The organism is Gordonia sp. LUNF6, from assembly GCF_047041125.1.
Classification (GTDB): Bacteria; Actinomycetota; Actinomycetes; order Mycobacteriales; family Mycobacteriaceae; genus Gordonia; species Gordonia sihwensis.
The window spans coordinates 2780659-2803797 of record NZ_CP178181.1 but is presented as its reverse complement, the minus strand read 5'-3'; the positions used below and the strand labels follow the sequence as shown (position 1 = coordinate 2803797).

Here is a 23139-nt window from a genome sequence, read left to right as displayed (position 1 = left end):
AGCGTGGCGTCGCCGCCATGCACGCGCAGTAGACGCGACGCCCGGCGACGCAACCCCCGTCCCGGACCGGGGTTCTGTCGCCGAAGGTCGCGTCTGCGGTGCTCGGGCGGCGCCCGGCCTACGATGGACAACCGTGAGCACTTCGAGGCTGGACCTGACCGCCGATCCCATCGAACTGACCGCCGCGTTGGTCGACGTCCCCAGTGTGAGCCGCGACGAGTCGGAGATCGCCGACGCAGTGGAGGCCGCCCTCCGCGCACAGACCGACGGCTTCGAGGTGATCCGCCACGGCAACTGCGTCCTCGCGCGGACCGATCGCGGCAAGCCCACGCGGGTGATCCTCGCCGGTCATCTCGACACCGTGCCGATCGTCGACAACGTCCCCTCGCGCCGGACCGTCACCGACGAGGAGGGCGACGTGCTGCACGGCTGCGGCACGGTGGACATGAAATCGGGCGACGCGGTCTTCCTCCACCTGGCCGCGACCCTCGACGATCCCGCACACGATCTGACGCTCATCTTCTACGACTGCGAGGAGATCGCGGCGGAGTTCAACGGGCTCGGCGCCATCGAGCGCGAGCTGCCGGAGTGGCTGACGGGCGACGTCGCGATTCTCGGGGAGCCGACCGCCGGGCAGATCGAAGCCGGTTGTCAGGGCACCCTGCGGGTGCGGTTCACCGCCACCGGAATCCGCGCACACTCCGCGCGGGCGTGGATGGGCGACAACGCGATTCACAAACTCGGCGCGATGCTGACCACGCTCGGCGGGTATGAGCCGCGGCGTGTCGACATCGACGGCTGCGAGTATCGGGAAGGACTGTCCGCGGTCGGGATCCACGGGGGTGTCGCGGGCAATGTGATCCCCGACGAGGTGTACGTCGACGTGAACTTCCGCTTCGCGCCCGACCGCACACCGGAGCAGGCCTTCGACCACGTCCGAGAGGTCTTCGCCGCCGACCTCGCAGACGGGACGCTGACCGCGGAGGTCACCGATTCCGCGGCGGGAGCGCTTCCGGGGCTGGCTCATCCGGCAGCCGCCAAGCTGGTTGACGCCGCGGGCGGGCGGTTCCGGGCCAAGTACGGCTGGACCGACGTGTCACGGTTCGCGGCGCTGGGCATCCCCGCCGTGAATCTCGGTCCCGGCGATCCGAGCCTGGCGCACCGGGTGGACGAGCGCGTCCCGGTGGAGCAGATCACCGAGGTCACCGACATTCTGCGCACGTATCTGACGTCCGGCGCGGACTCACCCGAACAGTAGGGCCGCGCCCAGATCGACCACTCCCGCGAACCGCGCCTCTGGGTCGTCGGTGACCGGCCCGAGTTGCTCGAACAGCTCGCTCGAGATGGACCCGAGCAGCAGATTCCACACGGTCAGCGTCCGCGCGAGGACCGCCGGATCGGTGTTCGGCGGAACCGCGGGGTCGTCGGCGAGCCTGCGGAGAGCCCGCACCGACGCCGACTGGACGCGGTCGTCGGTGCCCGCCACCGCAGGGATCGAGCCGAGACCGGCGACGATGCCGGCGAGCGCCCGCAGAGGTCGTTCGCCGGCGGGATTGGTCCGGTGCGCCGGCGCCCGATAGCCCGGCACCGGGGAGCCGTAGAGGAGCGCGTACTCACTCCGATTGCGCAGGGCCCATCCGCGCAGCGCTGTGGCGAATGCTCCGAACCGACTTCGGGGGCTTCGCTTGTCGACGAGGGCGGCGTCGATCTCGTCGGCGAGGTCGGTGTAGGCGTCGACGATGAGCAGGGTCAGCAGGTCGTCGCGGTCCCTGACATACCGATAGAGCGCCGAAGGGGTGATCTCCAGGTCCCGCGCGACGGCGCGCAACGACAGGCCCGCCGCGCCGTGTTCGGCGAGATGGCGGCGGCCCACGACGCGGAGGCCGCTCTCGATCGCCGCGCGGCGACGTGCGCGCCGCCCGTTCTGCTCTTCGTCGTCACTCATGACGTGACATCGTCGCATGCCCACCTCGCCCGGATTAGAGAACAGTGTTCTTGATTCTAGGGCGGGACAGGATTATCGTGACTGAACGACCGAGAACAGTGTTCTCGAATTAACTCGATGACGGAGGTTCCGATGTCCCTGCGAGAAACTACTGACCCGGCGGCGTCGGGAGGCCGCCTGCGCTCGGCCTTCAACGCGGCCATCGGTGGTCTGGTGCGGCTCGGTGCGGCCCCGCGGGACTGCTGCGAACTGCTCGTGCCCGGGCGAGTATCGGGGCGGGTGACGGCCCGGCCGGTCAACGTGCTCGACGTCGGGGGTGAGCGCTACCTGGTCGCACCACGCGGTGTCACGCAGTGGGTTCGGAACGTGCGCGCAGGCGGCGCGGCGACACTCCGGCGCGGGCGTCGGCGGGAGGCGGTGCTCCTGTCCGAGGTCGACGACGCACTCAAGCCGCCCTTGCTTCGCGAATACCTGCGGCGGTGGGGATGGCAGGTGAAGGGATTCGTCGACGGGCTCTCGGCCGAGTCCTCCGACGTGGAACTCGCCGCCGCCGCTCCGCGGTTTCCGGTCTTCGAATGCCGACCGGCGCACACTCCGTGAGCGCCGCGTCCTGACCGGGTGACCGTCGGAGGTGGTTGCTAGGGTCGCGACATGACCGACCGACCCGCACCCGATGCGCAGGGCGCCGACGCGCCCGTTCCGACGTGGAGGTCCGACACTCCGGACCCGGCCGACGGGAGTCTCCGAAACGTCGGCGCCGCGCAGGTGCGCGTCGAAGAGGGCGTCGAGGTGGTCCCCTCCGACCGATTGCTGCTGGAATGGATCGATCCGCGCGACCCCCGCCGTGCCGAACAGCGGATGATCCGCGACTCCTGGCGGGTGCAGCGCATCCAATCGGAGTTCGTCGCAGGCTTCGACGCGCTCGAGAACGTGGCCGAGGCGGTCACCGTCTTCGGTTCGGCACGCGTCAAGGAGCGGACACCCGAATACGAGTTGGCGCGCGAGCTCGGCCGCCGGCTGGGGCACGAGGGCTTCGCGGTGATCACCGGAGGCGGTCCCGGCGCGATGGAGGCCACCAACCGCGGGGCGTACGAGGCGGGTGCGCAGTCGATCGGTCTCAACATCGAACTGCCCTTCGAGCAGCACACGAATCCGTGGCTGACGTTGACGATGAACTTCCGCTACTTCTTCGTCCGCAAGACGATGTTCGTCAAGTACGCCCAGGCCTTCGTCTGTCTGCCCGGCGGATTCGGCACGCTCGACGAGCTCTTCGAAGCCCTCACGCTGGTCCAGACCAAGAAGGTGCTGCGGTTCCCGATCGTCCTGATAGGCCGGGAGTTCTGGGGCCCACTGGTGGACTGGCTCCGCGGAACGCTCGAGGCGGGCGGCAAGATCTCGCCGGGTGACGTGGATCTGCTGCATGTGGTCGATACCGCGGCCGAGGCGGTCGAGATCGTCGTGCGGGCGGCGCGGTCATGAGCGCGATCTGCGTGTACTGCGCCTCCGGCCCGGTCGATTCCGCGTATCTGGCTCTCGCCGCCCGTACCGGTGAGGCCATCGCCGCCGCCGGGCACACCCTCGTCTCCGGCGGCGGCAACGTCTCGATGATGGGTGCGCTGGCACGCGGCGCGCGCGAGGCCGGCGGTCGTACCATCGGCATCATTCCGGAGCATCTGATGGCCAAGGAGGTGGCCGACCTCGACGCCGACGAGTTGATCGTCACCGACACCATGCGCGAGCGCAAACGCCTGATGGATGAGCTCTCGGACGGATTCATCACCCTGCCGGGCGGAATCGGCACGTTCGAGGAACTCTTCGAGACATGGACGGGAGCCTATCTGGGCGTGCACGACAAACCGATCGTGCTGCTGAACCACGAGGGCTTCTACGACCCGCTCATCGGCTGGCTCGACGATCTGGCGGCTCGCGGTTTCGTCGCCGACCAGGCACTCGGCAAACTGAAAGTATGTGCAACCGTGGGTGACAGTATCGCGTATCTGACCACCCGGTAGGGTTGCGGCGTTCACCTGAAGGGCGAGGAGTGAGGCAGTCGATGAGCACGAGCGTTCCGAACAAGGTCGGTATCACCGATATCGTGCGGGGAGTCGCGAGAATGGTGCCCGACCTGCCGTCGATGGCCACCCACGTGCCGGGCATGGTGGTCCGGCCGCCCACCGCCAAGCGGACCATCGGACAGATCTTCGCCAAGCGCGCCGCGGCTCACCCCGATCGGCCGTTCATCCGCTGGCAGGGCGAGTCGATGACCTACGGCGAAGTGAACCGCCAGGTCAATCGGTACGCCGCCGTGCTGAGCGAGCGAGGTGTCCGAACCGGCGACGTGGTCGGGATCCTAGCGAAGAACAGCCCGACCGACCTGATGGTGATCCTCGCGGCGCTCAAACTCGGCGCCGTCGCCGGAATGCTCAACTACAACCAGCACGGCGAGGTGATCGATCACAGCATGAAGCTGCTCGACTCCGCCGCTCTGATCTACGACCCCGAGTGCGCTGACGCCTTCGCCTCGATCAGCCCCGAGCGGCTGCCCGAGCACGTTCTGGACTTCGCGGCGCTCGACGCGGCGGCCGCCGACAAGCCGGACACCGACCCGGCCGTCACCCGAGACCTGCCGGCGTCCACCACCGCCTTCTACATCTTCACCTCGGGTACCACGGGGTTGCCCAAGGCCAGCGTGATGAGTCACAACCGCTGGCTGGCGAACTACGACGGCATCGGCGGTCTGGCCGTTCGCCTGCGCCCGTCGGACACCATGTACGTCTCGCTGCCGCTCTATCACAACAATGCGCTGTCGGTATCGCTCGGCGCGGTGCTCGCCGCCGGCGCGTGCATCGCGATCAGCAAGCAGTTCTCGGCGTCGCGGTTCTGGGACGACGTGGTCACGAACCGGGCGACGGCGTTCTGCTACATCGGCGAACTGTGCCGCTACCTGCTCGCGCAGCCGAGCAAACCCACCGACCGCCGGCACTCGGTGCGGGTGATTGTCGGCAACGGCCTGCGGCCGGAGATCTGGGATGAGTTCACCGAGCGCTTCGGAATCGACCGCGTCGTCGAGTTCTACGGAGCCAGCGAGCTCAACCTCGCGTTCGTGAACGCCTTCGACGTCAAGCGGACCGCCGGATTCTGCCCGCTGCCGTTCCGGGTCGTCGAATACAACGACGACGGCACCGCCAAGCGTGACGCGGACGGGCGCCTGCGCAAGGTCCCGAAGGGGGAGCCGGGACTGTTGATCGCCGAGATCAGCGACCGAGTGCCCGTCGACGGCTACACCGATTCCGGCGACACCGAGAAGAAGATCATCCGCGACGCCTTCAAGAAGGGCGATGCCTACTTCAATTCCGGCGATCTGGTGCGTGAACTGGGGTTCGCGCACATCGCGTTCGTCGACCGCCTGGGCGACACCTTCCGGTGGAAGGGCGAGAACGTCGCGACCACCGAGGTGGAGGGTGCCGCCGACGGAGTCGACGCGGTGGCGCAGTCGGTCGCCTACGGCGTGGAGGTGCCTGGATGCGACGGCCGCGCCGGGATGGTGGCGGTCCAATTGCGCGACGGTGCCGAATTGGATCCGAAAGCCTTCGCTGACGAACTCTACGAGGCGCTGCCGGGGTACGCGGTGCCGTTGTTCGTCCGCTTCGTCCCCGAGATCGAGACCACATCCACCTTCAAGAACCGCAAGGTGGAGTTGCGGAAAGAGGCGTACACCGACACCGGTGACGACGAGGTGTGGGTGCTCTGCGGCAAGGCCGACGGCTACGTTCCGTACTACGACGGTTACGCCGCCGACGTCGCGGCTGCGAAGGTCCCGCGCTGAGGCGCGAGCGTCGGGTCCGGCGCGCGAGGCGCGTGAGACGCACCGTAGGCTGACATCGTGAGCACTGCCCGTCCGGCCGCGACCCTCTGCGGCCGGCCCGTCGCCACCGACCGTGCGCTCGTGATGGCGATCGTCAACCGCACTCCCGACTCGTTCTACGACAGGGGCGCGACCTTCGCCGACGATGCCGCCAAAGCGCGGATCGACGAGGTCGTCGCGCAGGGCGCGGACGTGATCGACGTCGGGGGAGTGAAGGCCGGTCCCGGCGAAGAGGTCGACGCGGCCACCGAGGCCGAGCGCGTGGTGCCGATGATCGCGTGGATCCGCCGCACCCATCCCGACATCCTCATCAGCGTCGACACCTGGCGTGCCGAAGTGGCCGAACGGGCCTGTGAGGCCGGTGCCGACCTGATCAACGACACGTGGGCGGGCGTCGATCCGGCGCTGGCCGCGGTGGCCGCCCGGGCCGGTGCGGGACTGGTGTGTTCGCACACCGGCGGTGCGCGCGTGCGCACCCGACCGCACCGAGTGGCCTACCGGGACGTGGTGGCCGACGTCGTCGCCGAGGTCACCTCGGCGGCCGAGCGCGCCCGGCGGGCCGGGGTGCGAGAAGACGGCATCGTGATCGACCCCACGCACGATTTCGGCAAGAACACTCACCACGGTCTCGCGCTGCTGCGGAACCTGGACCGACTCATCGACACCGGATGGCCGGTGCTGATGGCGTTGAGCAACAAGGACTTCATCGGCGAGACGCTCGACGCCGAACTCGGCGATCGAGTGGCGGGAACCCTCGCCGCCACCGCACTCGCGGCGGCCCAGGGCGCGCGGATGTTCCGAGTCCACGAAGTGGCCGACACTCGCCGCGTGGTCGACATGGTGGCCTCGATCGCCGGCACTCGGCCACCGGCCCGGACGGTGCGAGGACTGGCGTGAACCCGGGACATGAGAGCGCGCCGTGGGTCGACCGCGGCGAGGGCGAGGCGCGCTGGTCGCACACGCACACCTGGGACCATCCGGAGTGGGACGTCGACGAGTTGGTGGCCGCGAAGAACGGCCGGACGGTCTCGGTGGTGCTGCCGGCGCTGAACGAGGAGGAGACGGTCGGCGGAGTCATCGCCTCCATCGCGCCCCTGCTGGACTCGCTGGTGGATGAACTGATAGTGCTCGACTCCGGCAGCACCGATCGGACGGCCGAACTCGCCGGTGCGGCGGGCGCGCGAGTGGTGAGCCGCGAGGAGGCGATCCCGGGCGTGCCCCCGGTAGCCGGCAAGGGCGAGGCGCTCTGGCGCTCGATCGCCGTCACCACCGGCGACATCATCGCCTTCGTCGACTCAGATCTGATCGATCCGGACCCGATGTTCGTGCCCAAGATGATCGGGCCGCTTCTGGCCGACCCGGAGATCCACCTCGTCAAGGGCTATTACCGGCGTCCGCTGCGCACCGGTGACACCCAGGAGCCGGGGGGCGGCGGCCGGGTCACCGAACTGCTGGCCCGACCGCTGCTGACCGCGCTCAAACCCGAGCTCGGGGAGGTGTGCCAGCCGCTCGGCGGCGAGTACGCCGGCACCCGGGAGCTTCTGGCCTCGGTTCCGTTCGCCCCGGGCTACGGCGTGGAGATCGGGTTGCTGATCGACACATACGACCGGTACGGACTGGCGGGCATCGGCCAGGTGAACCTCGGGGTCCGCAGTCACCGCAACCGGCCGCTCCACGAGTTGTCGGTGATGAGTCGACAGATCGTGGCCACACTCCTCGACCGCTGCGGCGTCGCCGACTCCGGAGTCGGTCTCACCCAGTTCGTCCCGGAGCCGGACGGCGGGTTCACCCCGCACACGACGCAGCTTCAACGCGGGGAGCGGCCACCGATCCGAGACCTCGATCTCTCGCTACCCTGAACATCGTGGTGACTATCGGGCTCTATGTGATGGGCGTGGCCGTACTGGTCGCGCTGATCTTCGCCGTGGTGTGGTTCGTCTTCGGCCGAGGCGAGGATCTGCCGCCGGTGGAGAAGGGGACGACGCTCACCCGCCTGCCCCGAGCGGGCATCACCGGCGACGACGTGCGTGCCGTGCTGTTCCAGCAGACCTTCCGCGGTTACAAGGTCTCCGAGGTCGACTGGGCGCTGGAGAAGCTGGCCCGCGAGATCGACGAGCTGCGAGCCGTCGTCCACGACCTCCAGGCCCGCGATGCGGTGGATTCGGCGGCGACCGACACCGGGCCGATACCGGTCGCCGATCCGCCGGACGGTCCGGGCCGCGGACGGTGACCGCACTGCCTCGCCGGACTGCCCGGAGTGCACAGGTGTGCGCCAAGTATCATGAGCGTGACATCGTGAAATCCACGTGAAGGGAGCACGACACATGGCGGCGATGAAGCCACGTATGGGGGACGGTCCGCTTGAGGCGGTCAAGGAAGGGCGTGGGATCGTCGTCCGGATCCCGATCGACGGAGGAGGCCGTCTCGTCGTCGAACTGAACGACGAAGAGGCTTCGGCGCTGGGCGAGGCGCTGCGCGAGGTCACCGCCTGATCGAGGCCCGAGGTCCGCGGTGGGAGACCGCGGCCGAACTCCTGGCCTGTCCGATCTGTTCGGACGGCCTGTTCCCGGCGGGCGCATCGCTGCGATGCGCCGCCGGGCATTCCTTCGACATCGCCCGGCAGGGCTATGTGTCTCTTCTGACCGGCAAGGGCAGTGCCCACCGCTCCGACACCGCCGACATGGTCGCGGCGCGCAACCGGGTCTTCGACGCGGGACTGTACGCGCCGATAGTCGCGGCCGTGGCCGAGCGCTGCGCGCACTCGCGAGTGATCGTCGACGCCGGCGGCGGACCGGGACAGTACCTCGAAGCGGGGCTGACCGCCGCCGGCGACCACGCCGTCGGCATCGGCGTCGATCTCTCGAAGTTCTGCGCGCGAAGCGCCGCGCGGCGTCATCCCGCCGTCCTCTCGGTGGTGGCCGACCTGTGGGCCGGGCTGCCGCTGCGGGACGGCGTCGCCGACACGGTGCTCTCGGTGTTCGCGCCGCGCAACGCATCCGAGACCGCACGTGTCCTCGGCAGCGGTGGTCGTTGGGTGGTCGTGACACCCGGCACGGGCCACCTGGCCGAGATCGTGCGGCCCATGCAGATGCTCTCGGTGGGACAGGACAAGACTCGCCGGCTGGCCGAGGACTTCGGCGACCGCTTCGGTGAGGTCGTCGAGCAGCGGGTCCAGTCGCAGGTGCGCCTGAGCGAATCGGCCCTCACCGACATCGCGGCGATGGGCCCGGCGGCGTTCCACCGGACACCCGAACAACTCGCGGCCGCGGCCGCGGAACTGGCCTCGGGCGGTCCGGTGACCGCCACCCTGGACGTGACCGTCACCGTGGCCCGTCGCCGGTGATCCGGCCCGTGCGCGTCTGTGCCGAACAGCCGATCTGCGAGGCCGGGTGGTCGGGTGAGCGGCGGCCGGATATGTTTGATCGGTGAGATCACAACCGCATGTTCTCGGAATCGTCCTCGCCGGCGGTGAGGGAAAGCGGCTCTATCCGCTGACCGTGGACCGGGCCAAACCCGCCGTCCCGTTCGGCGGCTCCTACCGGCTGATCGACTTCGTGCTGTCGAATCTGGTCAACGGCGGGTACGAACGGATCTGCGTGCTGACGCAGTACAAGTCGCATTCCCTCGACCGGCACATCTCGCAGACCTGGTGGTCGTCGGGATTCCACGGAGAGTTCATCACACCGGTTCCGGCTCAGCAGCGGCTCGGACCCCGCTGGTACACCGGCAGCGCGGACGCGATCTACCAGTCGATGAACCTCATCTACGACGAGGAACCCGACTACATCGTCGTCTTCGGTGCCGACCACGTCTACCGCATGGATCCGGCGCAGATGGTCCAGTCGCACATCGAGACCGGCGCCTCGGTGACGGTCGCGGGCATCCGCGTTCCGCGCAGTGAGGCCCACGCCCTCGGCTGCATCGACGCCGACGGTGACGGCAAGATCACCGCGTTCGTGGAGAAGCCCGCCGATCCGCCGGGCACGGCGGACGACCCGGACGTCACCTTCGCCTCGATGGGCAACTACGTATTCACCGCCGAAGCGCTGGTGGAGATGCTGAAAACCGATGCCGCCGACGGAGATTCCGATCACGACATGGGCGGCGACATCATCCCCGCCTTCGTGGCGCGGGGCGAGGCGTACGTCTACGACTTCGACGACAACGTCGTGCCCGGCCAGACCGAGCGCGACCGCGGTTATTGGCGCGACGTCGGCACCCTCGACTCGTTCTACGACGCGCACATGGACCTGGTCTCGGAGAACCCGGTGTTCAACCTCTACAACAAGAGGTGGCCGATCCGGGGTGAGACGAGCCACCTGCCGCCCGCCAAGTTCGTCCGCGGCGGCACCGCCAACGATTCGGTGGTCGGCGCCGGGACCGTGATCGCCGGCGCGACCGTCCACGGCTCGGTTCTGTCGACCAACGTCTACGTCGGCGAGGGCGCGGTGGTCCAGGGCAGCGTCCTGATGCCGGGAGTCCGTATCGGCAAGAACGCCGTGGTGCGCAACGCCATTCTCGACAAGAACGTCAGGATCGTCGACGACGGTCAGCTCGGCGTCGACCTCGACCACGACCGGGAACGATTCGTCGTCTCGCCCGGCGGCGTGGTCACAGTCGGCAAGAACACCGTCGTCGACTAGGCCGCGGCGGCCCGATCAGGCGGTGGTCGCCAGCGCTGCGGCGCCGAGTTCCACCAGCCCGGGCACCGACTCGGCGTCCACCTCGGAGGGCAGGTCGCCCACCGGCCACCACGCGAGGTCGACCGACTCGTCACTGCGCACGATCGGCGGGAGCGAACCGTCCGCCTCACGGTCCGCGACGGCGGCGAACCGGACGTCGAGATGTCTGGTGGGTACGCCCAGCGAGCACGTGATCGGATGGGCGTGCAACTGCACCGGCCGGTCGGACAACGTCAGCGAGGACAGTCCCGACTCCTCGAGCCCTTCGCGCAGAGCCGCCTCGGCGAGCGTCGCGTCCTGCGGCTCGCAGTGTCCGCCGAGCTGAATCCATTTGCCGACCCGCGGGTGCAGGGTCAGCAGGACGTGCGTCAGATCGGCGTCGAAGACGATCACCGAAGCGGTGAGATGTCCTGCGGCGCAAGCTCTTCGGCAGGCATCGTCGGTGGCGGCCAGAAACGCGAGGTACGCGTGCCGGATGGAGTCCTGATGGGGATCGGGCGCGGTCCACGCGGTCAGCGACTCGACCGCGGACGCGTGCAGCGCGCTCACAGCTCGACGACCATCGAGTCGACGTCGGCGGGCTCGCGCAGACCGGCCTCCTCGGCGGGGTGGCCGATGGCGACGGCCCCGAGGGGCTGCCAGTGGGACGGCAGGTCGAGCTCGCGTCGCACCACCTCTGCGGCGAAGATCGTCGACCCCACCCAACAGCTGCCGATGTCGCGGACCGACAGAGCCACCAGCAGTCCCGCCACGGCGGCCCCGCCGGCGACGGTGAACATGGTCTTCTCGCACGCATTGCGCCGTGCGTCCGGGTACTCGTGCATACCGTCGCCGGTGACCACGGGAATCACGAGTTCGGGCGCGTCGTACAGGATCTGGCCGCGCCGAATGCGCTTGGCCGTCGATTCCGGCGTCTTTCGGTCCGCGGTCAGATCGGCGCGCCAGGCTTCGGCCATCGCATCGAGCAGGCGACGCCGGCGATCGTCGTCGCGGATCCACAGGAAGCGGATCGGATGCGTGTGATGAGGGGCGGGCGCCGTCAGCGCCTCGGCGAACGCGGCCCGCATCGACTCCTCGGCGACTTCCCGTTCGGCGAACCGCCGGATCGACCGGCGGGTCAGCAGAGCCTGCCGACGTCCGAGGGCGACTGCCTCTTCGACACCGAGCCGGAACATGTCGTCGTCGAGATCCCGGACCAGGTCGCGCGCGCCGGTGCCGTCGTCGACCGGCGTCATGCCGCGCACCACCGCCACCGGCACTCCGTCGAGTTTGCCCTTGACCAGGTCGGCGGCCGCCGCGAGTTCGTCGGCGACGGCGATGTCGGTCACCTGGAGGGTGTTGCCGTAGGGGTCGACGACCCCGTCGTAGCCGTGGCTGACGGCGATGCCCGAGGCGCCGATCGCGACGTCGGTCTGACCGGTCCGCCAGGCACGGCCCATCGTGTCGGTGACGATGACGGCGACCCGGAGCCCGAATTCGTCGGCCAGACGCGCCCGCAGCCGGGCGGCACTGGCGTCCGGATCCAGGGGCAGCAGCGCGATCTGATCGGTGCGGACATTGGACCCGTCGACGCCGGCGGCCGCCTGCACGAGACCGTTGCGGTTCGCGGTGATGAGCGTGCGGTTGCGTCGAGCCACGACGCGCACCGTCTCGTCGTCGATCAGCCTGCGGCGGAAGGCGTCGCGTTCCTCGGGGTCGGTGGGCGCGGCGACCATCCGCCCCTCGGTCTTGGAGAACACCTTGCTGGTGACGACCAGCACGTCGTCGTCGACGATCCACGGTGCGGCGGCGATGATCTCAGCTGCGAGATCGCTTCCGGGCCCGAACTCGCCCAGACCGGTGACGGGAAGGATCTGCAGCCCGGCGGCCGCGCGGTGGTCGGGCGTGCGCGAAGGCTCCGCGCCGGTCACGGCGTCTGCACTCCGACGAGGGCGCACGCGGCGCGGATCATCTCGGCGGTGGCCGCCGGATCGGTCATCAGCAACGGCGCCGACCCGACGGCGATGCCGTCGACGTGCGCCTCGTCGCCCTCGGCGATGAGCCAGCCGTCCAGGATGCCGTTGCCCGCGCGGGCGCCGAAGTGCTCGGCGATGCCTTGGGCCGAGGTCTCCACGCCGATCACCGACAGACAGCGGTCGGCCATCCCGCGCAGCGGCTTGTCGTCGATCACCGGGCTGATGCCGACCACCGGGGCCGACGTGGTGCGCAATGCGCCGCGGATGCCGGTGACCGAGGTGATGGCGCCGATGCTGACCACCGGGTTGCTCGGCGCCAGCAGGACGACGTCGGCCTCGGCGATCGCCTCCAGCACACCCGGCCCGGGCTTCACCTCGTCGAGACCCACCTGGGCGAACCCGTGCGTGGCAACCTGGGCGCGGTGGCGCACCCACCACTCCTGGAAGTGGATCGCGACCCGCTCGCCGTCCTGTCCGCCGGGCTTGTCGATCACGACGTGCGTCTCGTGGCGTTGGTCGGTGGCGGGGAGCAGTTCCACGCCGGGCTGCCACCGACGGCACAGGGCGGCGGTGACGTCGGAGAGAGGGAACCCGGCTTCGAGCATCTGGGTCCGGATCAGGTGGGTCGCCAGATCACGGTCGCCCAGACCGAACCAGTCGGGGTCGGCGCCGTAGGCGGCCAGTTCCTCTTTGGCGTTCCACGTCTCGTTCCTGTGCCCCCAGCCGCGCTCGGGGTCGATGCCCCCGCCGAGGGTGTACATACACGTGTCGAGGTCCGGGCAGATCCGGACGCCGTGCATCCAGGCGTCGTCGCCCACGTTCACCACGGCCGTCACCGTGTGCGGCGTGGCCGGATCATCGGGGAGCCGGGGGAACGGGGTGCGTCCGAACAGTTCGCGTGCGCCCTGGAGAAAACGGGCGCCGCCGACGCCGCCTACGAGTACCGTCACCTTCACAGACGTCCACTGTAATGACCGCACGCGCGGTTCCGCGCGGCGGCGACACCCTGACGGCGCGACACGCCGTAGGACTATGTCATTCACCTGGTAGGCGCGGTTTTGTCCGACCTCGGTGATAGAAATGAATCTTCGCCTTCCGCTTGACCGCGGCGGTACTCAGCGTGTCTAATCACAACAGTGTCATTTGAATCGTCGGGGGACATTCTTCAGGCACATCGACCGGATCGCCGATCCGGTCGCGGGGTGGAATCAAGTCTGCGAGCTGGGAGGTGCCGGATGACTTTGGATACGGGCGATGGTGCTGACCCGATCAGTGAGATCAGCGCGATTGAGATCAGTGAAGTCCACGCGAACCGCCATCTGTCGGTGGTAGCGAACGAATTCGAGGAACTGTTCGACGCCGTCGAGGAGCAGTGGCAGGACCGTGCGCTCTGCGCACAGACCGACCCTGAGGCGTTCTTCCCGGAGAAGGGCGGTTCGACGCGCGAGGCCAAGCGCATCTGCCAGGGCTGTGAGGTCAAGGCGGAGTGCCTGGAGTACGCGCTGCACAACGATGAGCGTTTCGGCATCTGGGGCGGTCTCTCCGAGCGCGAGCGACGCCGTCTGAAGCGCGGAATCATCTGACGTCGTGATCGTCTGACGTCGTACGCCCCTGGCCGACCCCTCTCGTATCGGATCCTCCCGCCGATCGCGACGAGGGGTCGGGGCGTCTCCGGCGGCGTGCTCGCCGGCGTCAGCCCCCGTTCAGTCCTCGTCGGGGCCGTCCTCGACGGTCTCCTCGTCCACTCCCAGATAGGTCGCGACCTGCTCGATGAGCACCTCGCGCAGGATCTCGGGCAGTTCCTCGGCGTCATGCGCACGGAGTTCGAGCGGGCGCCGGAACAGGATGATCTGCGCCCGGGTGGGACGGCCGGCCACGTCGATGCCGGCCGGGATCAGCCGGGCCAGCGGCACCTGGCCGTCGGCGGTCACCTCGTCCGGCCATTCCACGGGGCCGTCTCCGCGCGGGAGCATCCGCGGGATGTCGTCCACAGCGACGTCCAGCCCGGTCAGGTGGGTATGCCACCGGCTGTCGATCTCGGCGAAGGCCTCCACCGCCGCGGCGTCGAACAGGTCGGCGCGCGTGCGGTGTCCCGGCATCGAACTCGGCATGAGCGGGCCGCGCAGACCGCGGCCGCGGCGGTCGCGCAAACGGCGGGGAGGAGGCGCGAGCAGGTCGCGACCGGACCGCAGCGGAACGAGTCGATAGCCCATACCGCACACCTTAGTGTCCCGGCTCCGCACGGCCGGCGCGTCGCTCGTGGGCACGTCGACCGGGTCCGCATCGGATGTGCGTGTCGATTGTCCGCGTCCGGCGTCGAGGCGATAGGCTGAGCGGCGTGAGTGTCCCTCGTCAGTGCTGCAGGCCCGGCTGTTCGCGTATCGCCGTGGCGACCCTGACGTTCGTCTACGCCGAGTCGACCGCTGTCATCGGCCCGCTGTCGGCGTCCGACGAACCCCACTCGTGGGACCTGTGCTCCCAGCACGCCGATCGGATCACCGTGCCGGTCGGGTGGGAGATGATGCGGAGCGAGCGCGGGTTCGCGCAGCCCGCCGAGGACCAGGAGCTCACGGCACTGGCCGAAGCGGTACGTGAGGCCACCGCCACCTCGCCCCGCGTGGGTTTTCTCGCCCATGCCGAGTTCGACGACACACCCCGCGGCAGGCACCGCGCGCAGCAGCGGTCGGCAGCCACCCCCGCGGCGACGCCGCGGCCGGGCCGTCGCGGTCATCTGCGGGTACTGCCCGACCCGGTCGACTGAGCTTCGCGCGACCACGATCACGCTCGCGACCGCTTTCCGGCCGGGCGAATACTAGGCTGTGATTCATGTCTGCGTTGACTACTGACCTCGACGACGTCGACGGTCTGCTCGCCGCCGACCGCGATGGTCTGCTGCGGGCCGCCGCCATGGCGGGTGCGCAGGTGCGAGCGGTGTCCCAGGCGCAGTCGGAGGGCGCGCTGGCACGGCTCGCCGACCTGCGACCGCGCGCTGTCGTCGTGGTCACGGGAGCGTCGGCCACCGCTCGGCGCGCCACCGATCTGGTGGTGGCGACCGTCGCGGCCCGTTTCGACGTGCCCCTGGTCAGCGTGCCGACTCTGCCCGGCTGGATCGGTCCGCTCGACGTGGTCGTGATCGCCGGGCACGACGCGGGCGATCCCGCACTCGCCGACGCCGCGGTGCGTGCGCTGCGCCGACGCGCCGAACTCGTCACCGTCGTACCGGTGGAAGGGCCGCTCCGCGAGGCGATCGGTGCCCAGCCGATCGTCGACCTGTCGCCTCGGCTCGTCGTCGATCCGCGCTTCGGCTTCTGCCATTTCGTCGCGGCGCTGACCGCGGTGTGCGTCGCCTTGTCCGCCGTCCGGTTCGCGCCTGCTCCCCCCGATCTCGCCGATCTCGCCGACCGGTTGGACGGGGAGGCCGCAGCTGACCATCCGGGCCAGGAGAGCTTTCACAATCAGGCCAAGCTCCTGGCCATGCGTGTCGCGGACCGGTCGGTGGTGTGGGCCGGTGACACGCCCGGGGCGAACGCCGTCGCCGCTCATGCGTCGGCGGTCGCCTTCAGCGTCGCGGGCACGGTGTCGAGCGCCGCGTCGGAGACCGTTCTGGCAACCGGGCTGCTCGACGGCTCGAACCGTCCGGCACCGGTCGACGACATCTTCTACGACCCGGAGATCGACCCGCCGCGGTCGGCCGCGATCCGCGGGATACTGTTCACCACTGCTTCGCGGCGCTGGTACGCGCAGCAGCGCAATGCCGGGCGCGCCGAGATCGACGTGCTGGCGGAGCATCCTGCGGGGTCCGACTCGGGCGCCGGGGAACCGGATCAGGGATCGGTGGCCGCGACGAGCGATCTGTTCGCCGACGCGCCCGCGGATCTGGGGGAGTACCTGGTGCTGGCGCTGCGCGTGGAACTCGCGGCGGTGTTCGTTCGATTGATGGGAGAAGCGGCCTGATGAAGCTGCTGGCTGGAGTGGTGCGGCCGTATGCGTGGGGATCGCGTACCGCACTCGCCGAGTTGCGCGGCACGCCGAGTCCTTCGCCGCACCCCGAGGCCGAACTCTGGTTCGGTGCGCATCCGGCTTCGCCCGCGCGGATCTGCGGCGAGGTGGAGGGTCCGCAGGACCTGCTCGGCGTGATCGAGGCCGATCCGGTGCGCGAGCTCGGCGCCGAGACCGCCGACCAGTTCGGTTCCCGCCTGCCGTACCTGCTGAAGATCCTCGCGGCCCAGGAGCCGCTGTCGCTGCAGGCGCACCCGAGTCTCGAACAGGCAGTCGCCGGCTTCGAACGCGAGAACGCCGCGGGCCTGGCGCTGGACGCGCCCGACCGCAACTACCGCGATCCGTCGCACAAACCCGAACTGGTGGTGGCGCTGACGGAGTTCGACGCGCTCGCGGGGTTCCGCGATCCGCACGTCACGGTTGAGATCCTGAAGGCTCTCGCCGTACCCGCCCTGGATCCCTATCTGGGCATGCTGGTGGAGCAGCCGGACGAGACCGGTCTGCGAGCGGTCTTCACCACGTGGCTGACCCTGCCCGAGGCGGTCATCGGTGCGCTGGTCCCCGAGGTGCTCAACGGCGCGGTGCGCGTCCTGGGCGGGGACGACGACCGCTTCACCCTCGAACTGCGGTCCCTGCTCGAGCTGGGAGAGGCGTACCCCGGCGATCCGGGCGTGCTCGCGTCGCTGCTGTTGAACCGGATCCGGTTGCAGCCCGGTGAGGGAATCTATCTGTCCGCGGGCAATCTCCACGCCTACCTGCACGGGATGGCGGTGGAGCTGATGGCGAACTCCGACAACGTGCTGCGCGGCGGGCTCACCCCCAAGCACATCGACGTCCCGGAACTGCTGCGCGTCCTCGACTTCCATCCGGTGTCGATCGACGCCCTGATGCCTCAGGTGCGGAGCCTCGGGACCGAGCGCGTCTATCTGACCCCGGCGCCCGAGTTCCGGCTGTCGCGGGTGGAATTGGACGGCACCGGGCTGCACGCCGCGCAGTCGATCAGCTTCGAGATGGCGGGTCCGCAGATCCTGGCGGTGATCTCCGGCCGGGTGGCCGTGGAGGGGAGCGGCGGCGAACTGTTGAAAGCCGGTCCGGGCGATGCGGTCTGGCTGTCGGCGGCCGATCCGGACGTGGTGGTGCGCGCGATCTCGTCCGGTGCCGTCTTCTTCCGTGCGATGGTTCCGGCCCTGCAGCACTGACCGTCCGCGGCTCGACCGCAACGGAGTCAGTCGAGTTCGGTGAGGCTTCGTTCGGCGGCGGTGGAGACCGGGCGCACCGGGACGGTGCAGCCGAGTCCGGATGCGAGGAGGAGTCCGCTGCCGGGATCGTGACGCAGGGTGGGCTCGCGTCCGCCGCGACCGTCGTCCAGGCAGTCGTGCCTGCGCAGCAGGGTCGCGCCGGGCGGAACCTCGTGCCCGCCGGCGCGGGTGTCGTCGAACAGCACGTGCGGAGCGGTGGGTCCGCGGTCGTTGACGGTGATCCACCGCTCGCCGACTGCATCCGCCAATCGCCGCCAGCGCTGGGGAGTGTCGGATACGACGGCCACCGACATCCCGATCGCAGCCAGTCGCGCCGCCACTTGTCGTGCGAGCCGGTGGTCGCCGCAGATCGTGCTCGCGGCGACGCCGGGACCGGCCAGGCGAAGCGCCACGGGCGCGCCGGATGCCGCGGCGCCGACGAGCTGACCGTCACCGGCGCAGGGAACGGCCACCGAGCGGCAGATCTGTTCGGTGGCGGCCGGCGGCACCGGCGCGGCCCCGCTGCCACGAGAACCGCTGCCACGAGAACGGTCGTCTCGACGATCCTCCGGTGGCGCAGCGATCGGCAGACCCGCGGCGAGCGCGCCGCGGTCGGAGGCGTCGACCGGGACCAGATCGTGACAGCCGTCGCGATCGGAGGCGTGTGCGCCGTTGTCGCGCACCGTCGCGGTCAGCCGCGGACCGGACCGGTCGGCCGTGAGGCTCAGCGTGACGGTCGTCGACACCGCCTCGCTCGAACCCGGAGCGGCCAGCAGCGCGGACAGCGACTCCGGAGAGGTCCCGGCCCATCGGTGGACGGCGAATCGGAATCCGTCGACGTGTGCGCCGAGCGCATCGGACGTCGCGCGCTCGACGGGAGCCCCCTCGGTCAGTCGCATCGTCAGGTCGGTGATCTCGGCAGCGGTCAGCGGACGAGTGGGGATGCCGGAGTCGGCGAGGCGAGCGCGCAGCCGGCGCAGGCACCACAGCGCCGTACGCAGCATCCCGGCGGGCCCGTCACCGCGCATTAGGACCGCCTGCGGACAGTCAGCGGGCCGGATTCGGACCACCAGGTGCACGCTGCGGTGGGTGGGAATTCGCAGTCCGCCGAGCAGCGTCCGATACGCGCCGGCCGCGATGCCGTCGTCCCAGCTGCGCATGGTGTGACTGACGACGTCGATGGCCCAGGGCGCGGCGTCGTGGGCCGACATCGCTGAGAGCACTGCGGGCAACAGACGCGGTGGTGTGGCCCGGGGTGTTCCGACCACCACCGGCGCCGGTTCGTCGGGGGCGATCGCAAGCACCCCGATCAGACTGTCGCCGCAGCGGCGCAGTGCGATGAAACCGTCGTCGGCGGGCACGTCGAACGGTGCCCGGACCTCCCATGGCGCGGTGCGACGCACCAGCATCCTCGCTTGCACTGAGTGCTCCCCCCGAACACGGACTTCGCGAAATCGCCGTGGGACGAGGCTAACCCGCGTCTAACCTCCTTGCGGGGGAATCGATCGGGGGGATTGATGTCACGTCACATCACGACGCGCGCGCAGATCAGCGGGTACCGCTTCGGGGTGGCTCGGGCCGAACACGCGCTCGTGCGCCGCGACGTACGGATGACGCACGATCCGATGCGCGCGCAGTCGCGGGCGCTCGTCGCCGGGACGGTGCTAGCGGTCCTGGTGCTCGCCGGCGCGGCGATCTACGGATTCGTCCGACCGCAACCCGACGTGCGCGATGCGCAGATCGTGGCCGTCGACGGCGGTGGGATGTACGTGCTGATCGACGGCGTGATGCATCCGGTGCCGAACGTCGCGTCGGCCCGGCTGATCCTCGGTCGGCCGCTGCCGGTGCGGCGGGTGAGCGAGCGGTCGTTGAGTCGCTTCCCGCGCGGTGCGGCCGTCGGCATTCCGGACGCACCGGGTGCGCTCGATCGACCGGCGGTGGCCGGACGGTCGACGTGGACCGTCTGCGAGGACGCCGAGGGCAGCGCAGTCGTGGTCGGCGACCTCGCGTCTGCCGCCGAGACGATCGACGCCGATCTCGTGCAGCACGCGGGAGTCGAATGGCTGCTGTACCGGGACCCGACCGGCAGCGGGACCTCCGTTCCGGTCCGGGCCCGCGTCGACCGGTCGCGGGTGGAGTTGGTCCGTGCGCTGGGACTGGAGGGGCGTGAGCCCAGGACGGTGGGGGCGGGACTGTTGAACACCTTCACCGCGCGGCCCGATCTGCGCGTGCCGGAGATCCCGGATCGCGGGTCACCGGGCGTTCTCGGTCTGCCGGTCGGTTCGGTGGTCGCGACCGCCGGCGTCGACGGAACCCTGCGCTATCAGCTCGTTCTCGCCGACGGAGTGCAGCCGCTGTCCGAGCCTGCGGCCGAGATGATGCGACTGACCGACCCGTCGGCCGCGGACGGAGTACGGCGAGTGGCGCCGGCCGCGGTGGCGGCGCTCACGGTCCGCGAAGTGGTGCCCGTCGCGCATTTCCCGCACGCGGCGCCTCGGTTCGGCGACCCTCCGTCGGTGCTGTGCCATCGCTGGAGCCGCGACACCGAGGGGGCCGCGACGGCGGCGCTTCTCGGAGCGCGCCGACTGCCGGTGCCCGACGGCGCCAGACCGGTGCTTCTGGCTTCGTCGGACGGTCGGGGACCGGCGCTCGACCGGGTCTATCTGCGGCCGGGGACGGGTGAGCACGTGGTGTTGACCGGCGTGGACCCGCGGTCGCCGCGCGCGTCGACGCCGTTCTATGTGAGCGATGCGGGCGTGCGCTATCGGTTGGCGGGCGCGGGGATCGGCGAGATCCTCGGGTTGCCGGAACCGGTGCGGGCGCCGTGGCCGATGATCGCGCTGCTGCCGTCGGGTCCGGAGCTGAGCCGGGAGGCCGCGGCGGTCACCTCCGACGGCGTCAGCTCCCGTTGACGAAGCGGCGCACCATCGCCTCCCAGTCGTCGGCGATCTCCTCGCATGTCATGCCGACGACGTCGAGAAGATGGCGCACGGTCAAGGCCATGAGCGGTGCCTGGACGGCGTGGGCGGTGACCTCCAGCCTGCCGTCGATGCCCATTTCGGCCAGGAGCATCCGCACGTGGAGCGTCGACATCGCCCAGACCGGATGCGATAGATGGTCGGGCTGGTCGGCACCCGCCTCCAGCAGGATGTCGAGGTGGTCGACGGTCATCTTGAGTCGCGCGCGGCCGTAGGCGATCAGCCGGTCGAGCGGGGGAGCGCCGGGCCCGAGAGGTTCCGGTCCGGAGAGGAAGGCCTGCTGGAGGTCCGACTCCGAGTGGTCGAGGAGGGCGAGCATCAGTCCCGTCCGGTTGCCGAAACGGCGGAATACCGTGCCCTTGCCGACGCCGGCGGCACGGGCCACCGCTTCCATCGTCACCGCGGACGCGCCCTGACTGTCGATCAGCGATTTGGCGGCCGCCAGCAGCAGCCGACGATTCCGTGCGGCGTCGGCCCGCTCCGGCGACGCAGCGGGCGCGTTCGCCACGTGCAGTTCAAGGGGGCCGGGGCCGTCGGGGAGCATGAGTCGACTGTAAAGCATGTCGGCGTTGTCGTGATTGCGGACACCGGAGGCCGATCCGCGCGCGACCAGCACTTCCATGCTGTGTCCGTCATCACGGCCGGCACCGGGAATCACGGCGGACCGTGGTCCGTTTCACTGGAGGTATCCGTACGTACGTCAGGAAGAGTGTCGCTCCATGTCTGAAGGCAACATCACCATCGCAGTTCTCGTCGGCAGCCTCCGCTCCGGCTCGCACAACCGTGCGCTCGCCGAACTGACCGCGGCCAATGCTCCCGAGGGGATCTCGTTGAAGATCGTCGAAGGTCTGGGCGAGGTGCCGTTCTACAACGAGGACATCGACACCCCGGATGCGATCCCGGCCGCCGCGGCCTCGCTGCGCGATCAGGTGGCGTCGGCCGACGCCTTCCTCTTCGTCACCCCCGAGTACAACGGCACGATGTCGGCCGTCCTGAAGAACGCCATCGACTGGCTGTCGCGTCCCTACGGCGCCGGCGCGCTCGCCGGGCGTCCGGCCGGCGTCATCGGCGCCGCACTCGGCCGGTACGCGGGCACCTGGTCCCGTCAGGACACGCGCAAGTCGATCGGCGTCGCGGGAGCGAATGTGGTCGAGGCCGTCGAGATCGGTATCGGCACCGGCGCGCTGGGCGACGAGGGCGTGGCGACCGCTGAGACCGCCGAGCAGTTGGCCGAGGTGATCCGGGTACTGGCCGACGCGGTCGCCGTCGCCGCCTGATCGACGCTCCTCCGGCGGGGCCGGCCGCGGATGTCCGCGGCCGGCCCCGCCGTCTGTGTCGAGCCGTCTGCGGCCGGGCTGCCGGCGATGTCGGACCCCGGTGGTGAACTGTGTGTGCAAGGGGCCGCACGGTCCCGGCCGAAGGCGCCGAATCGGCGTCCGCCGGCCCGTCTCGGGCACGCGGATTCGAGACACGCCGGACGCGCCGAGACACGCCGGTCCGCCTGTGGACAACTGTCACGCGACCTGGGAGTTTCAAGAATGTTATTCACAAGTTCTTGTGGTCTAGGAAAACATCAGACACTAGGTGTAGTGTTTGGGGTGTCCGGGGGGCGGACGGCAATCGACCGAATTACGGCGGTGTCGTTCACTGCGAAAGCAGGAGATCCGGTCAGAGAAGTCAAGCAAGTCGCTCGCAGCAGATCATTCATCTCAAGGGAGTTCATCGATGGCCATCACCGTCTACACCAAGCCCGCCTGCGTCCAGTGCAACGCGACCTACAAGGCTCTCGACAAGATGGGCCTGGAGTACGACGTCGTGGACATCAGCCAGGACGACGAGGCTCGCGATTACGTGATGGCGCTCGGCTACCTTCAGGCGCCGGTCGTCGTGGTCGGCGACGAGCACTGGTCGGGTTTCCGTCCCGACCGCATCAAGTCGCTCGCCACCAACGCGGCCTGACGGAGGCGAGCCACATGGCCGCCGACACTGAAACCCGAAATCCGCTCATCGTCTACTTCTCGTCGGTGTCGGAGTACACCCATCGCTTCGTTCAGAAGCTGGGGCTCCGCGCGGTCCGGATCCCCCTCATCGACCGCACGTCGTCGTTCCGAGTGGACGAGCCCTACATCTTGATCACGCCCACATACGGGGGCGGGAAGATCAGCGATGCGGGCAGCGTCACCGCTCACGCGGGCGGAGGCTACGTGCCCAAGCAGGTCATCAAGTTCCTGAACATCGAACAGAATCGGTCATTGATCCGCGGCGTCATCGCCGGGGGCAACACCAACTTCGGCGAGGAGTTCGCTCTGGCGGGCGACATCGTCTCGCACAAGTGCCAGGTGCCGTTCCTCTATCGCTTCGAGTTGATGGGAACCACCGACGACGTCGAACGGGTGCGCGCGGGCCTGGCTCAGTTCGCCGCGAGTTCCGCGTTCACCGGCCGGGCCGCCTGACGGCCCGCGCTCACCAGTTTCCGG

Annotated in this window: 26 protein-coding genes; 19 read left to right on the top strand and 7 right to left on the bottom strand. The window is 69.6% G+C overall.

All coding sequences use genetic code 11. The features are described from left to right. The first annotated feature begins 133 nt into the window (after positions 1-133). Positions 134-1258: a succinyl-diaminopimelate desuccinylase gene (gene dapE, locus ACK8HH_RS13140; RefSeq protein WP_062367004.1), complete on the top strand. Its 1125-nt coding sequence runs from the start codon at positions 134-136 to the stop codon at positions 1256-1258. On the opposite strand, the gene ACK8HH_RS13135 is transcribed toward dapE, so the two are convergent. Beyond that, a complete protein-coding gene (locus tag ACK8HH_RS13135; RefSeq protein WP_412475241.1) occupies positions 1244-1945 on the bottom strand; it encodes a TetR/AcrR family transcriptional regulator in 702 nt (233 codons plus the stop codon). The genes dapE and ACK8HH_RS13135 overlap by 15 nt on opposite strands. Positions 1946-2062: 117 nt before the next feature. Here ACK8HH_RS13135 and ACK8HH_RS13130 point away from each other — a divergent pair, with 117 nt between their 5' ends. From ACK8HH_RS13130 to glgC, 10 genes are all read left to right on the top strand, one after another. Next, positions 2063-2545, top strand: a complete 483-nt coding sequence (locus ACK8HH_RS13130) for a nitroreductase (RefSeq protein WP_346076211.1) — start codon at positions 2063-2065, stop codon at positions 2543-2545. A 51-nt stretch (positions 2546-2596) separates the two neighbouring features. Then, positions 2597-3424 (top strand): TIGR00730 family Rossman fold protein, encoded by an 828-nt coding sequence (locus ACK8HH_RS13125; RefSeq protein WP_006895847.1) that lies wholly within the window; start codon positions 2597-2599, stop codon positions 3422-3424. After that, positions 3421-3957, top strand: a complete 537-nt coding sequence (locus tag ACK8HH_RS13120) for a TIGR00730 family Rossman fold protein (RefSeq protein WP_006895848.1) — start codon at positions 3421-3423, stop codon at positions 3955-3957. Before ACK8HH_RS13125 ends, ACK8HH_RS13120 begins: the two co-directional genes overlap by 4 nt. Before the next feature lie 41 nt (positions 3958-3998). Further along, entirely contained in the window at positions 3999-5771 is a 1773-nt protein-coding gene (locus ACK8HH_RS13115; protein ID WP_006895849.1) for a long-chain-acyl-CoA synthetase, read from the top strand. Positions 5772-5894: 123 nt separating this feature from the next. Continuing rightward, positions 5895-6707, top strand: coding sequence for a dihydropteroate synthase (gene folP, locus ACK8HH_RS13110; RefSeq protein WP_231650164.1), 813 nt, complete (start codon positions 5895-5897; stop codon positions 6705-6707). Then, a complete protein-coding gene (locus tag ACK8HH_RS13105; RefSeq protein ID WP_045538227.1) occupies positions 6704-7669 on the top strand; it encodes a glucosyl-3-phosphoglycerate synthase in 966 nt (321 codons plus the stop codon). The genes folP and ACK8HH_RS13105 overlap by 4 nt, the downstream gene beginning before the upstream one ends. Before the next feature lie 5 nt (positions 7670-7674). Further along, positions 7675-8040, top strand: a complete 366-nt coding sequence (locus ACK8HH_RS13100; RefSeq protein WP_045538226.1) for a DivIVA domain-containing protein — start codon at positions 7675-7677, stop codon at positions 8038-8040. 94 nt (positions 8041-8134) lie between these two features. Continuing rightward, on the top strand, positions 8135-8302 hold the full coding sequence (locus ACK8HH_RS13095) for a DUF3117 domain-containing protein (RefSeq protein ID WP_006895853.1): 168 nt from the start codon (positions 8135-8137) through the stop codon (positions 8300-8302). Further along, complete coding sequence (locus tag ACK8HH_RS13090) at positions 8299-9153, top strand: putative RNA methyltransferase (RefSeq protein ID WP_412475735.1); 855 nt, start codon at positions 8299-8301, stop codon at positions 9151-9153. The genes ACK8HH_RS13095 and ACK8HH_RS13090 overlap by 4 nt, the downstream gene beginning before the upstream one ends. Positions 9154-9235: 82 nt before the next feature. Continuing rightward, a complete protein-coding gene (glgC, locus tag ACK8HH_RS13085; RefSeq protein WP_006895855.1) occupies positions 9236-10453 on the top strand; it encodes a glucose-1-phosphate adenylyltransferase in 1218 nt (405 codons plus the stop codon). A 15-nt stretch (positions 10454-10468) separates the two neighbouring features. Here glgC and ACK8HH_RS13080 read toward each other — a convergent pair whose 3' ends face one another. The 3 genes from ACK8HH_RS13080 to cofD are packed head-to-tail and all read right to left on the bottom strand — an operon-like array spanning position 10469 to position 13403. After that, the gene (locus ACK8HH_RS13080) at positions 10469-11041 is read right to left on the bottom strand and encodes an NUDIX hydrolase (RefSeq protein ID WP_006895856.1); all 573 of its coding nucleotides are present in this window, start codon (positions 11039-11041) and stop codon (positions 10469-10471) included. Then, positions 11038-12402, bottom strand: coding sequence for a coenzyme F420-0:L-glutamate ligase (locus ACK8HH_RS13075; RefSeq protein WP_412475240.1), 1365 nt, complete (start codon positions 12400-12402; stop codon positions 11038-11040). Before ACK8HH_RS13075 ends, ACK8HH_RS13080 begins: the two co-directional genes overlap by 4 nt. Next, on the bottom strand, positions 12399-13403 hold the full coding sequence (cofD, locus tag ACK8HH_RS13070; RefSeq protein WP_045538222.1) for a 2-phospho-L-lactate transferase: 1005 nt from the start codon (positions 13401-13403) through the stop codon (positions 12399-12401). Before cofD ends, ACK8HH_RS13075 begins: the two co-directional genes overlap by 4 nt. Positions 13404-13766: 363 nt before the next feature. Here cofD and ACK8HH_RS13065 point away from each other — a divergent pair, with 363 nt between their 5' ends. Continuing rightward, on the top strand, positions 13767-14030 hold the full coding sequence (locus ACK8HH_RS13065) for a WhiB family transcriptional regulator (RefSeq protein ID WP_045538235.1): 264 nt from the start codon (positions 13767-13769) through the stop codon (positions 14028-14030). A 120-nt stretch (positions 14031-14150) separates the two neighbouring features. Here the strand turns inward: ACK8HH_RS13065 and ACK8HH_RS13060 are convergent, their stop codons facing one another. Then, the gene (locus ACK8HH_RS13060; protein ID WP_045538221.1) at positions 14151-14660 is read right to left on the bottom strand and encodes a metallopeptidase family protein; all 510 of its coding nucleotides are present in this window, start codon (positions 14658-14660) and stop codon (positions 14151-14153) included. A 125-nt stretch (positions 14661-14785) separates the two neighbouring features. Between ACK8HH_RS13060 and ACK8HH_RS13055 the strand changes: the two genes are divergently transcribed. The 3 genes from ACK8HH_RS13055 to manA all read left to right on the top strand — a co-directional run bounded on the left by ACK8HH_RS13055 (position 14786) and on the right by manA (position 17645). Beyond that, a complete protein-coding gene (locus ACK8HH_RS13055) occupies positions 14786-15208 on the top strand; it encodes a DUF3499 domain-containing protein (RefSeq protein ID WP_085950745.1) in 423 nt (140 codons plus the stop codon). A gap of 65 nt (positions 15209-15273) precedes the next feature. Continuing rightward, complete coding sequence (locus tag ACK8HH_RS13050; RefSeq protein ID WP_006895862.1) at positions 15274-16401, top strand: hypothetical protein; 1128 nt, start codon at positions 15274-15276, stop codon at positions 16399-16401. Next, positions 16401-17645: a mannose-6-phosphate isomerase, class I gene (gene manA / locus ACK8HH_RS13045; RefSeq protein ID WP_006895863.1), complete on the top strand. Its 1245-nt coding sequence runs from the start codon at positions 16401-16403 to the stop codon at positions 17643-17645. The genes ACK8HH_RS13050 and manA overlap by 1 nt, the downstream gene beginning before the upstream one ends. A 26-nt stretch (positions 17646-17671) precedes the next feature. Here manA and ACK8HH_RS13040 read toward each other — a convergent pair whose 3' ends face one another. After that, on the bottom strand, positions 17672-19087 hold the full coding sequence (locus ACK8HH_RS13040; protein WP_412475239.1) for a type VII secretion protein EccE: 1416 nt from the start codon (positions 19085-19087) through the stop codon (positions 17672-17674). Between the two features lie 114 nt (positions 19088-19201). On the opposite strand from ACK8HH_RS13040, the gene eccB reads away from it, so the two are divergent. After that, positions 19202-20596 (top strand): type VII secretion protein EccB, encoded by a 1395-nt coding sequence (gene eccB, locus ACK8HH_RS13035; RefSeq protein ID WP_045537020.1) that lies wholly within the window; start codon positions 19202-19204, stop codon positions 20594-20596. Here the strand turns inward: eccB and ACK8HH_RS13030 are convergent. After that, positions 20583-21206: a TetR/AcrR family transcriptional regulator gene (locus tag ACK8HH_RS13030; RefSeq protein ID WP_045537065.1), complete on the bottom strand. Its 624-nt coding sequence runs from the start codon at positions 21204-21206 to the stop codon at positions 20583-20585. The two genes, eccB and ACK8HH_RS13030, sit on opposite strands and share 14 nt — an antisense overlap. Before the next feature lie 175 nt (positions 21207-21381). On the opposite strand from ACK8HH_RS13030, the gene ACK8HH_RS13025 reads away from it, so the two are divergent. The 3 genes from ACK8HH_RS13025 to nrdI all read left to right on the top strand — a co-directional run bounded on the left by ACK8HH_RS13025 (position 21382) and on the right by nrdI (position 23115). After that, positions 21382-21939: an NAD(P)H-dependent oxidoreductase gene (locus ACK8HH_RS13025; RefSeq protein WP_062366996.1), complete on the top strand. Its 558-nt coding sequence runs from the start codon at positions 21382-21384 to the stop codon at positions 21937-21939. A gap of 448 nt (positions 21940-22387) precedes the next feature. Next, positions 22388-22621: a glutaredoxin-like protein NrdH gene (nrdH, locus tag ACK8HH_RS13020; RefSeq protein ID WP_006895868.1), complete on the top strand. Its 234-nt coding sequence runs from the start codon at positions 22388-22390 to the stop codon at positions 22619-22621. Between the two features lie 14 nt (positions 22622-22635). Next, positions 22636-23115, top strand: coding sequence for a class Ib ribonucleoside-diphosphate reductase assembly flavoprotein NrdI (gene nrdI, locus ACK8HH_RS13015; RefSeq protein ID WP_045537024.1), 480 nt, complete (start codon positions 22636-22638; stop codon positions 23113-23115). Positions 23116-23139 lie beyond the last annotated feature (24 nt).